Raw genomic sequence first — 14,813 nt, forward strand, 5'->3', positions numbered from 1 at the left:
TATCTATTTAAATAAATCGCCTAATTCACTTACTTTTCGATTTAATTCAGCCTGTTGATTGATAAATGACTGCTGCTGTAACAACTCCATATTATTATGAAGATTATGAAGTTCTTGATAGTAAAGATTAATAGCTTCTCCTAAACTCAATGCACGTCCTTTGCTTATATAATCATAAAGTGACAAAAAGAATTCCGAAGAGCTATCTTTTCCGTGCTGTCGAATAAGTTCATGTTCGTTTGCTCTATGAATATGCCACTCTTGCTTATCTAAAGAATGTTTTAAATCTTTAGTAAATGCTGAAATTATATCATTAGATTTGCTAAGTGACTTACGTCTATAACGCTCTATACCCCATATAATTGCTAGGAAAATTATTGCAAAAAAGAATGATTTACTTAATGAAGCAATTATAAAAAATAATCCTACTAAAGAAATTCCACCAAAATATATGAGATTAGTAAAAGTACGGTCGTTAATACAGGTGGAACGAGCTGATTTAAGCGTGTTTACTTCCTTCGTCATTGCTTCTACTCGGCTAATCAGTGTAATTGCATCATATAAATAGGTAGTCAGTAATAATTTTACATCATTTTGAAATAGATCTAAAGAATAGATTGAATCAAACCATTCTTCTGAAGTTGCAACCTCAGTACTTAGCGAACCCACATGTTCAGCAATTGAGGCATTATCATATTTTTCTAGTTTTCTTATCTCTTTTGGTGATAGTACGATATCCCCCATTAAGTACGTTTCATAGCTTGTTTGAAAATCTGAAAAAGTATTTCCATAAAACGGGCTAACTGACTTAGCTTTATAATCCTCAACTATCACACTTTTTCTAGCATTTATTGTTTCAATAAAATTATTATATTCCTCATCAATACCATATTGTTCCAATATTACATTCCTCATACTTAACTCAAAGCAATTTAAAATAAGATTTTTATCTTTCTAAAGATTATTTTGAATTTTTCAATTCTTCCTGAATTTCTTTTTGGTACTGTTTAATAATCCAAACGTGGAAAATAATCGTCCATGGAGCAATAAATGATGCCAACATCAATCTTGGAAACAACAATAGAACAGCCATACAACCTAAGGACTTAAAATTAGAGCTATAATTCCGACTTACTTTTGCATATCCCCATTTATCCCAAGTCACATCATGTTGGACATCTGTAGCAAATGAAATCATTGCTGCAGTGGCAGCGCCTTTCTTTGTAATTCCAAAAGGTCTAAACATAAATTGCACAAACACACTCTTACCATATTTAAATAACATATAATCACAAAACCATGACCAAGTATAAGATTGCAAAACGATAATAGCAAGTAAAACTGCATGTAAAATAATAATCACTAGCTTATGAGATGGATTATTAATTGAATTCACAAAATATATTAATAAAAGCATCAGCAAATTATAAATAGTCAAATCACTAATATAAAAAGATAGGGGCATTTTGGGTGTATTAAAATATTTTTTAAGCATATTTTCTATATCCTTTTCTTTTTTGTTTTAGATAATATTCCAATTTCTTCCGTGATTCAATTTGATTCATGGAAGTTACTAGAAATTTCTAACTCTCTCAAGATACCACATCACCTAGCAAGCATTTTGCCAGATGAGACTTTTTTGAAAAGTTTTTATTATTTTTTTCAAAATTTCAATTCCACATATAAAAAAGCACTTTAAAAAGTATATCGCCATGTAATGACTCACTTCTTGAAGTGCTTTTGCCTCATGCTTATTGTACCAAAGAAAATGACACGTCTAAAGAATTCAAATTGACAATAGCTTATCTCGATAGTTTGTTAGCTTTCAAGGCCAACTTATTTTTCTTGACGTTTCAAGCCTAAGAAGATTACCGTGGCAAGAATTCCCATCCCCCAAACGATCAATACTGATGTAACTTTCTCACCAGTGGCAGGTAAGGTTTCTTTTTGTTCTTTAACAACTGGTTTTTGAGTTGTTTTTTCTACTGGTTGACGTTCTCCAGATGTGGTTGTTGCATCTGTTGTTCTATCAACAGATATGTGATTAAATTTAGGTGTTACAATCTGTGTTTTGTCAGCTGGTTTCACCGTTGTAGACTTCTCGGTTTTTTCTCTTGTTGAAGATTCTGTTGTCATAGATGACTCCGTTGTTACCGGTGGGACACCTTCTGTTTCTGTTTTGGCTTCTGTTGTCACTGGTGGGACAATCTCTGTTTCTGTTTTGGCTTCTGCTGTCACTGGAGGGACAACCTCTGTTTCTGTTTTAACTTCTGTTGTCATTGGAGGGATAACCTCTGTTTCTGTTTTAGCTTCTGTTGTCACTGGAGGGATAACCTCTGTTTCTGTTTTAGCTTCTGTGGTCACTGGTGATGTAACTTCTGAAACCTTTTTCTCAGTAGTCGTAACTGTAGTTTCAGGTGCCACTTCAGTTACTGGATTATCTACAAAGTGACCATCTTTTACAGTAAAGGTAAATGTCGCCATGTCATAGTCATTAGCTAGGTAATCCCCCTCAGTCCAGCGTACGCCTGCAGTGTAAGTACCATCTTTAAAATTTATACTATTAATGAATTGGTCAGTATTGTTATGCCCTTCTTTAAAGGATACAAAAGTATAAATGTATGCACCTTCAACTAGCTCCCCAGCTTCATTAAAAATTCCAATACTTGCTTCGCTATACTTTTGATTTGTACGATTAAATACTAAACTCAACCGATCTTTGTCGGAATTCATCTGTCTTTTTACCAATTTAATTTTCGGTACTTCAGTGGCAATAGTGGTCGCTTCCGACGTTCCTGTCGTTGTACTTTCTGCAATTACTGGGACATTACCACTAGCTCCCAATACAAGAGTGGCCAACATCAACGATTTAAGAACTTTTGACTTCATTTATAAGGTCTCCTTTTAAAGTTAATTCAATTCTATATTTTGCAAAGTTCAATGAACACTAGTTCCATATCCAAACAAACTTTCAAAAACTGAATATAATTTGATTACCATTAAAAAATACCACATCCTCTAGCAAGTATTTTGCCAGAAAGCTATTTTTAGAAAAAAATTAGAAAAATTTTTTAGATTTTAAATTTCTTTTTCAAGAAAAGCAACAAAAAACTCTGTCAAAATGCAATAAGCTTTGGAGCTCTCACAAGATCTCAACAGAGTACTTTTTATTTTGTTCAATTTCTAATGTATTATTTTTTCGTTAAACCCGCTATCTTCAACAATGCCACTTCAAAGAGATAATCTTTGTCATAAACACCTGTCTTAATCTGATAATCGCATTCAATGAGCGTTGCGACAGCTTTTTTCAGAAAAGACAGTGACAGGCTACGACTGTCTCTCATGGCAAATTTAACTTGGTAGGGATTGACGTTCCGTCCTATCAAGCTAGAAAGCTCAGCTACCATAGCCTGCTCAGGTTTCCCCTGACTAGCTAAAATCTTGACCTGCAAAAAGAGACGAAACTGCCCAAGCATAATGGCAATCAGCTTAATCTCATCCTCCCCTTGAAGTCGCAAGTCCCTCACCAACTCACGACTAACATCAATCTTGCCAGACAGGATATACTGGGTCAGGTCAAATAAATTATCTTGTAGGCTTTTGGGAATAGCTTGCGCAATATCCTCATGTGTCACCGTGCCCTGCTTCTTATAAGATTGGAGAAAAGCTAGATTTTTTGAAGTATCAGAAAAATCAAAGTTAGACTTAATCAAGAGCTCTTCAAAAACACCTGACTCAAACGCCAATCCTTCCTTATGAGCCCATTTCTGAAAATAGGTTCTCAGCTCTGCTTCTTTTAAAGGGCCAGCTTCAAAAATCCTAGCATCACGTTTCAGGATTTTGACAAGACGGCGTTTACCATCTAGTTTTCCTGGCGCCATAATGACAAGGCGTGTCGTCTCCACAGGATTCTCCAGATAAGCTTCAAATCGTTTGAGTTCTTGCTCAGCCAAATAAGATTTTCTATCTGTTGTAATGTCTAGAAGATTATCAAAAATCACAACCTTTTCATCTGCAAAAAAAGGGAGACTTTCCAAATCCATTTCAGCTGTTGCATAATCAGTTTCAGCCATATCAAAATAAGAATAGGTCAAATCGTCCTTATCAAATGCAATAGCCTTCATAAAAGCTTCTTTTAGCTGACTATACTGGCCTAAATCCTCACCAGTCACGACCGTAATCAGCCACAATTTTTCTTTGGTTAGCTTACCAATTTCTTCAATAGCAATCATAACATCATTATACCACAGGAAGTTAAAACTTGACTAATTTCTCTATTTTGCTATGATTAAGGTATCTTAAAGAAGATAGGAGACACTCTTATGGCTAAAAAATATCCTTTTGTTAAAGGTCTTGTGACTGGTGTTGTTGGTTCAGTTGTTGCCGCTGCTGGTGCGCTTTTTGCAATCCAAAAAACCATTATCGAACCTGAAGAAAAGAAAGCTGCTTTTATCGAGGAAAATCGTAAAAAAGCTGCACGTCGTCGTGTATCACGCTAATGTAACCTTTTGAAGTTAACAAAAAGACCTATTCTATCATTTACTAGAAATGACTGAGTAGGTCTTTTTCTGTTTGATTAGAGATACAAGATTCCAGCCAATCCCATTGTTAAAGGAATTGTTATAAGAGAGAGCGTTGTCGTTAATAAAACTAAGCGTGAACCGTATTCGTAATCGCCTCCATAAACTTGACTTAAAAGGGCTGTATTCATAGCTGCTGGTACTGTTGAAGCAATGCTGAGCGCCAAATTGACCTCCTGCTCTGCTATTGGCAAAAGCCAAATTATCAGAATACTAAGTATCGATGTCCCTACTAAGCGCCAAAAAGCTGTTTGATAAGCAGGCGGGTAAAGAAAAATTTTCCGCGGACTTGCCTTATAAAAGTAAGAACCTAAAACCAAGGTTGAAAGAGGCGTGTTGAGCGTCGCAAACGAATCGACTGCATTCGTGATAACCTGAGGTAAATCCATTGGTAGCATAAAGAAAAAAATCCCGATTGCCGTTCCAATAGTTGCAGGATTAATTAAAAGTGAATGAACATTAATCACAGATTTATCTCTTGAAATCAAATAGATTCCATAAGTCCACTGAGTCAACTGATTAGCAATGACAAAAGCTGATATGTAAAAGACAGCTTCTTTGCCACCTACTGCCAAAGCTAAAGGCGTTCCCATAAAACCAACATTAGCAAAATTAACAGCATACTTATCCATATTACGTTCAGAAGGAAAGAGAAAATGAACAATAACAATTCGTATCCCTAAAATCAAAAAAGCTGAGAGGACGCTTACTCCAAGATTGCTCAGTTTTTCCCAAGAAAATTCTGAAGCTATAAAAGAGGAAACAAACAGACTAGGTGCTACAAATTTTGTCAATAATTTGGAAAGCTGTAAAGTTACTGCTTTAGAAAAAATCCCTTGCTGAGCAAAAAGCAGCCCCATTCCCATCAATAAAAAAAGAACTACTAATTTTTCAAAAACTAAAAAAGAAATCGCCATTATAATACTCCCTCAAACATCATTGAAACAATGATATCTTCACGTAACAATGACTTCACGCGACAGTAGCGATCTGCATAATCTCTCAAAGCTTCCTGATTTGTCTCTGCCAAAAGCTGAGCTGGAAGCTGGATTGTCAATTCAAATGTTCCATCGTCATAAGAAGCAACTGTTTCCATATCAAAATGTTCAAGACCATGCTTTCTCTTATAATAACCTTGAATACACATAGTTACACATGACGATAAAGCAATCACCAATAAACTCATCGGTGTCTCCCCCTTTTCTACAAAGCCAAATGTTTCAATGGGGCTTCCATAACCAGATGACACGGCATGATAAAGCTTATCACCAGTAATTTTCGTTTGATACATCATCTACTCCTTCACGATTATTCTAAATTTCCTAAAAACGATATGAAAAAAACGACCTTACGGTCGTCGGGGGCATTCTCCTAAAAGAATGTGATTAGAAGGTTCACATCATCTAATCAAAATCCGCTCCTGCGTTTATAATTTCCCCTGCGCAAAATTGCTCATTCTAGATGAATAGCAAATTCGGCTCATCGCATGTCATCATTATAACAAACCATCCTTTATTTTACAAGAGAGGTGCAACCATTCGTGCTAAACTTCCAATCATTTTTGAAGAGAGGGAACGATTTTCAATTTCACTCAAGGTTACCAGCTTACTTTGATTAAAGGTATCAATAAAATCTTTGGATATGTCTGTTAAAACTGATGATCGATAAATATAAGCACCACACTCAAAGTGGTGATAAAGGCTTCTATAATCTAGGTTAATTGTCCCCACAACAGCTTTGCTATTGTCCGAAAGAAAAACCTTTGCGTGAATAAACCCTGGCGTGTACTCATAAATCTTAACTCCTGACAGCATCAATCGCTGATAGTAGGTCTTGGCAAGAGCGTAAGGAATAGGCTTATCTGGAATCCCCGGCATAATGATACGGACATCTACCCCACGCTCTGCCGCAAAGCAAATAGCGTGTTCAAGTGCGCTATCTAAAATCAGATACGGTGTCATAATATAGACGTAATCGCGCGCATGATTTAGAATATCAATGTAAACATTTTCGGCGACCTTATCCTGATCCATAGGCGAATCCCCAAAAGGAATGATAAATCCATCACTAGCGTAAGACTTTGCAGGTTCGATAAGATAGGATGTGTAATCCACTTCTCGCTCCAAAGTTGACCACATTTGTATAAAGAGGACGGTAAAGGTTTGAACAGACTCACCTTGAAGCATAATCGCCGTGTCTTTCCAATGACCAAAACGATTAATATGATTGATGTACTCATCTGCTAAATTAACTCCTCCTGTGAAGGCCACTTCATTATCAATCACTAAGATTTTACGGTGATCACGGTAATTATAGTAGGTTGATAAAAAAGGAGAAAGCGGAGCAAAGGACTTGGCCTTTATCCCAAGTTTCCGTAATCGCTCAGCATAGTCAAAGGATAAGGTCGAGAATTCATTCATCCCATCATAAAGGACGCGAACTTCGACTCCCTCTTGGACTTTCTGCCTTAAAATAGCCAGAATCTCCCCCCACATCTTACCTTCCGCAATGATAAAATACTCTAAAAAAATGTATTTTTTGGCTTTCAAAAGTTGTTTTTTCATTTCTTCAAACTTGGCTTCTCCAGTTGGAAAATAAGTCAGACGAGTATTTTTATAAACAGGGTAATAACCATCGCTTCTTCTAAAATATTTTACCAGATTATAGGTTGTCGAGTGCGTTTCGCGCAATTCCATTTCAACTTCGGATTTTTGCTTTAAATACCTAAGCCCTTCCTTCTCCAAGGCATTTATGCGCCGCTTTAGACCACGATAGCCGATATCTGCTTTACTGTAAAAAAGCATAGCTGAGCCAAAAATTGGAAAAGGCATAATTAAAAGCAACCAAGTCATCTTCGCCGTCGCTTCCATCTGGCTATTAAAAAGATAGAGCACTGCACCAAAAACTAACACAAAAGAAATCATTTGAAATAATGTCTCATAATCTTCCAGCCATTGAAATGTAGTCAATAACAATAGAAATTGCAGGATAATGAAAAATCCCATAATCCAAACACGACTAAAAACGAGACGCCAAAAACCTTTTTGACCTTTTCTTAAAAGCCGAATACGACGTTTTTCTTCTTTCATCACCATCTCCAAGTTTTTTTCTCATTATACCATAAAAATAAGGCATCAGTAAGTTGACACCTTATAATATTTTGTGCATTTAATTTCAAGTAATGTCTTTTAAATTATCCAAAGAAAACAGTCCAGATTTTAGGTAAAAAGATAATGAGTCCAGTTAAAATAGCATAGGCTGAAATAACTAAAACCGCTCCTGCTGCCATATCCTTAGCATTCTTAGCCAGCATTGAAAAATGGTAATTACTTGCCAAATCAACAACATTTTCAATCGCCGAATTGACAATTTCAAATGTAATCACTAAAAAAATTGCTAGTAATAAAAATAGCCATTCAATCGCTGAAATCTGAAAAAGCAATCCAGATATGGTTACCAAAATTGCTGAAACAGCATGCTTCCGAAGATTTCGTTCCTCTTTAAAAGCCGTTAAGATACCTGTCAATGCAAATTCAAGGCTGGCAACCAAAGTCATGTTTTTCCACTTTTTTTGTGAATTAGTGTCTCGTAAGTCCATAGGCCGTCAGAATCTCCTCTTGTAAGCCAAACATTTCCGCCTCTTCCTCAGGCGTGTAGTGATCATAGCCATTGATGTGCAAGAAGCCGTGTACCGCCAAAAATCCCATCTCACGTTCATATGAGTGACCGTACTCCTCAGCTTGTTCTCTTGCTTTATCAATCGAAATAAAAAGCTCTCCGATGTAAGCATCAAATTCATCCATCATCTCAGCCAGTTCAGGATTATCTGCCAAATCTTCTTCAAACATAATAGGAACTTCTGGCTTATATTCTAAACTAATCACATCTGTTGGACGATCTGTATCACGAAATTCTAAATTAAGCTCATGACTACGTTCGTTCGTTATAAAGGTAACTGCCATTTCCTTATTTTGCTTCCCCAACTTTTCCGCCGCAAAATCTAGCAACTCCAAGGTTTGTTTTTTGATGTCCTCTGAGACTTGACCAGTCTCATCTACAAATTCTACGTACATGTATTCACCTAGCACAATTTAAACCGCTAGCTCCTCTTATCCTGTAATGTTTCCTACATTATAACACATTTTATTTTTGGTTACCAATCAATAATATTCAGTTGGTTTTTGCTTGTGAAATAAGGGGTTTTTGAAATTATAGATACTATTCAATTCCAATCAATTTAAAAACAACGTATTAAATAACGTATTAATTTTTAGCGCTGGGGTGTGCTTTTTGATAGTGATTGTTTCCATGATTATTTCTCCTTATTGATTAAATACAAGTTGATAACGATTAGGATAATTGCAATTACCTTAGACATTGCGTTACCTCTTTCTTTTTGATACAATAAAGACAAGCCGAGGGGTGGCACCCCCTCGTGTCCTAAGAGCGATTACTTATGCTTGCGAGGCTTTGGTTTTCGCTTTTTTTGTTTGCTTGTGTTGATTGCTGTCATTAAAGCAGCTATCCCAAGCAAGTAATCTGGAATTTCTTCAATTAGCTTTTCGGCTAATCTTAATAAATCTTCCTTAGCATCTAAAGCCTTTTCGACAACCTCCTTTGAAACCTTTTGATTGATACTCAATAATAAGGCCAAATTATCAAAAGCTGTTAACTCCGGTAAAAAAGATGGCTCTTCAATAAGAACACCGATGTTTTCAGCAAATTTAGTGGAGTTGCCAATTTCTACACCGTTTACCCAGACTTCTCCCTTCTTAGGCTTGATTAAGCCAGCAATTAATTTAAATAAAGCAGATTTACCAGAACCATTTTTACCAATAATACCGACAATTTCTCCTGAGTCCAAGGACAAATTCAGTTCCTTAAAAATGTGGTGCTTCCCAAAAGAAAACGATAAATCCTTTACTTCAATGACTTTCATAATGTTAATACCCCCTTTTTTGCAATATCCCTAATGAGAAGAGAGACATTTATTATCACTATTAAAATTGCTAGTGATGATAATGTGATAATATCAGCTATATAATGTGACTGAAAACTTAGTACTATTAAACATACGAAATCAATGCGGCTATTTGCGCCTGTTTAATGCCCCTTGATAAATAAAAGTACATACTACTCATCTGAGAAACGATAATGAGCATCCTTAATATTTCTCTAGCAATGATTAAATCACCAATTCCCGTTAAGCAATAAAAGATAAAAAATAAAACAACCAGTAGGTAGTGCCTGTCAGAAGAATGTAGAGGCTAATAGCCTTTAGATGTTCATATTTTTTACGAGTTCTAATGATTACCAGCAACATATCATCTTCGGCTAAGTCAATACGACCTACAAATAGATACAGATAGACTATGATAGGCAGTAAATATTTCACGATGAGGTAAAAATTACGATGTTCGATGTGATAATAATGCAGTACGCTCATTGGGAAATCAACATCAAGTAAAGCTTTTCCAGATAAATGAAGCAGGATAAAAAACAATAACACCTTAATAACCTGCTTTTGAGTCACATTTCTTTTTATTAAAACCTTTAACATCGCAGCCTCCCTATTTATACTCTCCTTTTAGAGTTAGAAAATAATTAACCACATTCAAAAATACATGGCTAATCACCCAGTAACTGATATTTCCAAAAACATCTGTGACATTAGTCACTTGATAGTGATAAACGGGAAATAATGCCAACAAGGGAGAATGATTCGTCATTTTGTAAAGAAATGATTGTAAAAAAATAAATCCAATTACCAAAAATAGAGCTATTTTTTCCTTGAAAAGCAATCTCAAAAAATGGTGCAGACTCAATAACAATAATAAGTACAACCAAAAATTTATCGTTGTCAATATCACTTGCTTAATCAATGGTATCTCTAAATCAGAAACGGTTAAAAAAAGATGAGTGTATTGATTGATATTATCTGACTCCCAAACAGGATGATAAGTTGCGGACAATAGACAAATCAGACTTCCAAGTAAGCCTATTAGAAGTATAAAGCTACCTATAAAAACCAACTGTAGCAACATGCGTTGTTTAAATAATCTCGTCTTATCTTTAAAACGTAATAAGGTTAACATATTTGAGAAAAAAACTGTCGATAAAAAATGATACCCAATGACACAAATGAGAGGCAAACCAACAATAGCTGTATAGAGGTCACTGCTAATGTATAATTGCCAAATCCAAAAACTATGTTTCCCTAATGGTAAGCTATTAAATTGGATATAACTTAACCCTATTAGTAAGCCACAAGTCGACAAATACAGATAGCATTTTCTTTCATACGTCTTCCAAAAAACTTAAAAATGGTTTCAATCATAGGTGATCACTTCCTTCTTTAGTCTGACATATCCTAGCACCGCTATCACTAAGAAAAATACTACCATTTGACTATAAACAATAACTGCTGTTGCCGATGTGTTGGCTGTCAAATCAAAAGTTGTCACGGGTTCAAATTGATCTAATCCAACAAACGGAAATACAAAAGAAGGCAAAATGTAAATCATAAACGGCATCACAATGGAGACAAGTTTATGGCGTATAAAAAAGGTTGATACCAAGCCTAGATTAGCATAGATAGTAGCAAAAAAGCCACTATTGATAATCGTTATCACTGAATAAAGCAACGGTGATTTCTTAAAAACAACTGACCAAGCGCCACCGATTTCACCAAAATAACTGCCTTGTTCAACTGGAAATAATACCTCATTAGCAGTTAAAAAATAGCGCTAAAGGTAATATACCAACTAAGGTAGAAACCAAACTATTAACAAGGAATTTAGTAAGGTAATACCTCTTTAGAGTAGTTCTCGTCAACATACCATATATCATATTATTTTCCTTATCCTGAAGATAAGCATTCGAAAATGGCAGAGCAACTATCATTAGAATGATAACAGGTAAGATTGCCCCTTGACTGAGCGAAAAAGAATAAAGAAAAAAAGAAATCCCCTTAAATGCCTGTATTGAGGTCCAACTACTAACCATCCCTATCACTAAACTGCTCAGAATGAGACAAAAGGCTATGACAGTATTTTTTGAAAACACTGATCGCTTGAACTCCGTTATAAAATAGGTCATAAAATAATCCCCCAAAAGTGACTTTATAAAGAAAAGGAGAAAACTTGTTGCTTTCTCCTAACTAAAATTATCGTTATAGACAATATTAACTGAAACTATTCCTGCCAGCCATCCTACTTTGTTAGACTTTTATGTGAACCAAACACTACTTCCTTAATAGAGATATGGTTCCTTATAAAAAATAAAACTTATTTCAACAGTTGCATCTGTTTTGATAACACAATGACTGTAAGCCTTTTCTTTTAAATTGTCAACTCTTTTACAAGATTTCTTCATTTTTTGTAATTGTATCTTTTAAACCCATCCTGGTAAAACAAAAAGAAGACCAAATCAGTCTTCTTTTAATTTCAAATCATAATCGCTTTGTCAACAAGGCATGGTTAAATGACATTCCCAAATCATCACTATAGAATTTTAGGAGTTCGAAGTAGTGATAAGAAGCTGCGATTACGCTAATCACTGATACTTTATTAAGCAAATCGTTTTCCATAAACCGATATAGTTCTTGTCCGATACCTTGACTGCGATACTCTAGTTTTACATAAAGCTCATCGAGTTCAAAAGCACTCTCACCGATAGCATTGTAAGAGGTCTTTTCGGTGAGGATTTTAATATCTCCAAGGGCATAGGCAATAATGGTATCATCTTCACGCGCCACATAGAGCTCTCGATCTTATTTGGAGTGTATGAAGGCATGGTCTTTTCTTCTGCCCATTGTTCCGACAAAGACGTGAGTTGAGTCAGTTCAGAAAGATTTTGCTCACTCAAAACAAGTTTTTCATAACAAATCATGGATTCTTCCTTAAGTAATCAATAGCATCCTTAATATTTGTGACAGGCACAATCTTCATATCTGTCCCTAATTCCTTAGCGACAGCCTTGGCCTCTTCGTAGTTATTCCCTTTTGGATAGTATTTCTTCATCCCTTTTTCAATCGGATTATCTGGGACAAAGAAGATCTCCGCACCTTCTTGATCAGCGGCTACGACTTTTAGACCAGCGCCCCCAATATCACCAATAGCTCCGCCTTTTTCAATCGTACCAGTCCCAGCAATCATACGTCCTTTTCGCAAATCTTCCTCGATAAGTTGGTCGTAGATACTAAGCGTGAACATCATACCGGCACTTGGACCACCAACACCGTCCGTATAAAAGTTAATTGAATGGTTCGTTACAATCTCTGTATGATCAGTTAAGCCAATACCAATACCATTTCGTCCATTGTCAAGTTTGATAATTTTTCCAGAAGCAGAGCGCTGATCACCGTCTGAAATATACTGAACCGTCACATCATCCCCAAGTTTTTGCGAACCTACATAATCAATGAGCTCTTTAGAGCTCGAAAATTCTTTGCCATTGACACCAGTTACTGTGTCCGCAAGATTAAGCACATCTTTAAAGGTTGAATTATCGGATAAATTAAGGACATAAACACCCAAATAAGATAATTCTACTTCCTCTCCAGCCAAGGTAAGGGCTTCGCTGATTGCTGCATTCTGTGATGTTTCCATATAAAATTGACTAATCCGCCAGTAGTCCTCATCTGAAACTCCTCCTGTTGTCTCCTCGGCAGATGAAATCTCTCTGTAAGGAGTCATCCAAGCAGCCAAAATCTGAATCGGTGTTGCTCTAGTAACCCCCACAGCTACAAAATTATAAGAACCTTCTTCCTTATCCTCTAGTCCATCAACATTGAGTACTGCACGAATATCGTAAGCACCACCCGGCATTTCAATATAATAAGGAAGTGGAAGGAAAAATATCCCCAATACAGTCATCACACTTACAAGACCAACTAACCACCATTTAAACTTTTTAATTATTTTCATTCATTTTCTCCACTTGTTTCGCAACACTTTCTGGTACAAAATCCACGATAGGCGATTTAAAATAAATCAATTCTCTCACACGACTGGATGAGATAGGCTGATAACGATGACTTGCCATCAAATAAACGGTTTCTAACTCTTCTGCGAGATAGCGATTAAAGAATTCCAAATTGGCTTCATAATCGAGGTCAACAGCATTCCGAAGCCCTCTGACTAAATGCGTCACTTGGAACTTTCTTGCCACTTCTACCGCTAATTGCCCTGCGGAGGTCATCACTTCTACCCCTTCCAAATGCGCAACCGCCTCACGAATCATCTGAGCACGGGTTTCAACATCAAACAGCCCTGCTTTTTCCTTATTGTAAAACACACCAACATAGAGCTTATCAAAAAGCTGGCTGGCACGCTCGATAATATCCAAATGCCCTACTGTAATCGGATCAAAAGAACCTGTAAATAAACCAATTTTAGTCATTTATTTTCTCCACTTGTCCAATAGTTAACGAGTAGGATAACTGGGAATAAAACCGTTACCATAGACAATTTGTCACCATTGACATAATGAGCCATGACACGAAGCACCGAATTTAGGAAACAGAGACTGATTAGGAAGGGCATATAGCTACGTCCCTCTCTTTTTGTCCACCTCATATAGATAAAAACCACCAATGCCAAAATGACAAACCATTCTGACAACATTAACACATTACCTAACATACACTGTCACCTTACTAATCCCATAAACTTTCTCTTTCCAAATACCAACTGATCCAATCTCCTCTGGTAGCTGAACAGCCTTATCCGTCTCACAAACAATCATGACCTCATCTCCCAGCAATCCTAGCCTATCCATCGCTTCAATATTGGCAACAATCTGCTCTTTGGCATAAGGTGGATCGAGAAAAATCAAGTCAAAGGTACCTGTCAATTGGCTAAGCGCTCGCTCTGCTTCCATCTTCAAGAGGGTAAATTTCTCTGGTACCTTAGTCATCTTGATGTTTTCTTGGACAATAGCTTGCGCTCCGCTATGCTTTTCGACCAAAACAGCCGAATCCATCCCGCGCGAGACAGCCTCAATAGCCAACCCCCCCGACCCTGCAAATAAATCAAGGACACGACCGCCATCAAAGTAGGGGCCTATCATATTAAACATGGCGCCACGCACCTTATCAGAGGTCGGACGCGTATTTTTCCCATCCAGCGTCTTCAAAGGACGCCCACCAAATTCACCAGATACAATTCTCATGGTTTTTATTATACCATAAATGAAAACAATCCAACTTTTCAAGCCAGACTGTTTACTCAT

General features: G+C 36.4%; 18 protein-coding genes. 1 reads left to right on the top strand and 17 read right to left on the bottom strand.

From position 1 onward, the window contains the following. Window positions 1-3: 3 nt before the first annotated feature. From ACFPQ3_RS10305 to holA, 4 genes are all read right to left on the bottom strand, one after another. Window positions 4-900 (bottom strand): hypothetical protein, encoded by an 897-nt coding sequence (locus ACFPQ3_RS10305; RefSeq protein WP_156805562.1) that lies wholly within the window; start codon window positions 898-900, stop codon window positions 4-6. A gap of 61 nt (window positions 901-961) precedes the next feature. Beyond that, entirely contained in the window at window positions 962-1,495 is a 534-nt protein-coding gene (locus ACFPQ3_RS10310) for a hypothetical protein (RefSeq protein ID WP_156805563.1), read from the bottom strand. A 341-nt stretch (window positions 1,496-1,836) separates the two neighbouring features. Further along, entirely contained in the window at window positions 1,837-2,889 is a 1,053-nt protein-coding gene (locus tag ACFPQ3_RS10315) for an LPXTG cell wall anchor domain-containing protein (RefSeq protein ID WP_156805564.1), read from the bottom strand. A 302-nt stretch (window positions 2,890-3,191) separates the two neighbouring features. After that, window positions 3,192-4,232, bottom strand: a complete 1,041-nt coding sequence (holA, locus tag ACFPQ3_RS10320; RefSeq protein ID WP_156805565.1) for a DNA polymerase III subunit delta — start codon at window positions 4,230-4,232, stop codon at window positions 3,192-3,194. Window positions 4,233-4,322: 90 nt separating this feature from the next. On the opposite strand from holA, the gene ACFPQ3_RS10325 reads away from it, so the two are divergent. Further along, window positions 4,323-4,499, top strand: a complete 177-nt coding sequence (locus ACFPQ3_RS10325; protein WP_156805566.1) for a DUF3042 family protein — start codon at window positions 4,323-4,325, stop codon at window positions 4,497-4,499. A 77-nt stretch (window positions 4,500-4,576) separates the two neighbouring features. Here the strand turns inward: ACFPQ3_RS10325 and ACFPQ3_RS10330 are convergent, their stop codons facing one another. From ACFPQ3_RS10330 to rsmD, 13 genes are all read right to left on the bottom strand, one after another. Then, window positions 4,577-5,497, bottom strand: coding sequence for an AEC family transporter (locus ACFPQ3_RS10330; RefSeq protein WP_156805567.1), 921 nt, complete (start codon window positions 5,495-5,497; stop codon window positions 4,577-4,579). After that, window positions 5,497-5,871, bottom strand: a complete 375-nt coding sequence (locus ACFPQ3_RS10335; RefSeq protein ID WP_156805568.1) for an OsmC family protein — start codon at window positions 5,869-5,871, stop codon at window positions 5,497-5,499. The genes ACFPQ3_RS10330 and ACFPQ3_RS10335 overlap by 1 nt, the downstream gene beginning before the upstream one ends. Before the next feature lie 226 nt (window positions 5,872-6,097). Further along, window positions 6,098-7,675: a cardiolipin synthase gene (gene cls, locus ACFPQ3_RS10340; RefSeq protein WP_156805569.1), complete on the bottom strand. Its 1,578-nt coding sequence runs from the start codon at window positions 7,673-7,675 to the stop codon at window positions 6,098-6,100. 98 nt (window positions 7,676-7,773) lie between these two features. Next, on the bottom strand, window positions 7,774-8,178 hold the full coding sequence (gene dagK, locus ACFPQ3_RS10345; protein ID WP_156805570.1) for a diacylglycerol kinase: 405 nt from the start codon (window positions 8,176-8,178) through the stop codon (window positions 7,774-7,776). Further along, the gene (gene ybeY, locus ACFPQ3_RS10350) at window positions 8,159-8,653 is read right to left on the bottom strand and encodes an rRNA maturation RNase YbeY (RefSeq protein ID WP_156805571.1); all 495 of its coding nucleotides are present in this window, start codon (window positions 8,651-8,653) and stop codon (window positions 8,159-8,161) included. The genes dagK and ybeY overlap by 20 nt, the downstream gene beginning before the upstream one ends. Window positions 8,654-9,030: 377 nt before the next feature. Beyond that, window positions 9,031-9,519: an ATP-binding cassette domain-containing protein gene (locus ACFPQ3_RS10355; protein WP_156805572.1), complete on the bottom strand. Its 489-nt coding sequence runs from the start codon at window positions 9,517-9,519 to the stop codon at window positions 9,031-9,033. Window positions 9,520-9,783: 264 nt separating this feature from the next. Next, on the bottom strand, window positions 9,784-10,140 hold the full coding sequence (locus ACFPQ3_RS10360) for a hypothetical protein (RefSeq protein ID WP_156805573.1): 357 nt from the start codon (window positions 10,138-10,140) through the stop codon (window positions 9,784-9,786). Between the two features lie 769 nt (window positions 10,141-10,909). Then, window positions 10,910-11,224: a hypothetical protein gene (locus ACFPQ3_RS10365; RefSeq protein WP_232323184.1), complete on the bottom strand. Its 315-nt coding sequence runs from the start codon at window positions 11,222-11,224 to the stop codon at window positions 10,910-10,912. Between the two features lie 806 nt (window positions 11,225-12,030). Beyond that, window positions 12,031-12,336 (bottom strand): GNAT family N-acetyltransferase, encoded by a 306-nt coding sequence (locus ACFPQ3_RS10370; RefSeq protein WP_156805574.1) that lies wholly within the window; start codon window positions 12,334-12,336, stop codon window positions 12,031-12,033. Window positions 12,337-12,466: 130 nt separating this feature from the next. Further along, window positions 12,467-13,507, bottom strand: a complete 1,041-nt coding sequence (locus ACFPQ3_RS10375; protein WP_156805575.1) for a SepM family pheromone-processing serine protease — start codon at window positions 13,505-13,507, stop codon at window positions 12,467-12,469. Then, on the bottom strand, window positions 13,494-13,982 hold the full coding sequence (gene coaD / locus ACFPQ3_RS10380; protein WP_156805576.1) for a pantetheine-phosphate adenylyltransferase: 489 nt from the start codon (window positions 13,980-13,982) through the stop codon (window positions 13,494-13,496). The genes ACFPQ3_RS10375 and coaD overlap by 14 nt, the downstream gene beginning before the upstream one ends. Further along, window positions 13,979-14,224 (bottom strand): hypothetical protein, encoded by a 246-nt coding sequence (locus tag ACFPQ3_RS10385; RefSeq protein ID WP_156805577.1) that lies wholly within the window; start codon window positions 14,222-14,224, stop codon window positions 13,979-13,981. The genes coaD and ACFPQ3_RS10385 overlap by 4 nt, the downstream gene beginning before the upstream one ends. Beyond that, complete coding sequence (gene rsmD, locus ACFPQ3_RS10390) at window positions 14,214-14,813, bottom strand: 16S rRNA (guanine(966)-N(2))-methyltransferase RsmD (RefSeq protein WP_338014775.1); 600 nt, start codon at window positions 14,811-14,813, stop codon at window positions 14,214-14,216. The genes ACFPQ3_RS10385 and rsmD overlap by 11 nt, the downstream gene beginning before the upstream one ends.

The sequence above is a fragment of the Streptococcus caledonicus genome, from assembly GCF_042656225.1.
Classification (GTDB): domain Bacteria; phylum Bacillota; class Bacilli; order Lactobacillales; family Streptococcaceae; genus Streptococcus; species Streptococcus caledonicus.